The organism is Streptococcus sp. k-628 (assembly GCF_013277475.1).
Classification (GTDB): domain Bacteria; phylum Bacillota; class Bacilli; order Lactobacillales; family Streptococcaceae; genus Streptococcus.
This window is the reverse complement of sequence record NZ_VMMZ01000093.1, coordinates 1-253: the sequence shown is the minus strand read 5'-3', so window position 1 is coordinate 253 and position 253 is coordinate 1. Positions and strand designations below refer to the sequence as shown.

Genomic DNA, 253 nt, shown 5'->3' with positions numbered 1-253 from the left:
TGGGAGTTAACGGGATCGAACCGCTGACCCTCTGCTTGTAAGGCAGATGCTCTCCCAGCTGAGCTAAACTCCCTAGAGCTAAGCGACTTCCATATCTCACAGGGGGCAACCCCCAACTACTTCCGGCGTTCTAGGGCTTAACTTCTGTGTTCGGCATGGGTACAGGTGTATCTCCTAGGCTATCGTCACTTAACTCTGAGTAATACCTACTCAAAATTGAATATCTATTCAAACCAAGAAAACCGTTCGCTTT

Annotated in this window: 1 tRNA gene and 1 rRNA gene; both read right to left on the bottom strand. The window is 48.2% G+C overall.

Going from position 1 to position 253, the window contains the following annotated elements:
* Window positions 1-73, bottom strand: a tRNA-Val gene (locus HT730_RS09720).
* Window positions 74-77: 4 nt separating this feature from the next.
* Window positions 78-193: ribosomal RNA gene (gene rrf, locus HT730_RS09715) — 5S ribosomal RNA — on the bottom strand.
* Window positions 194-253 lie beyond the last annotated feature (60 nt).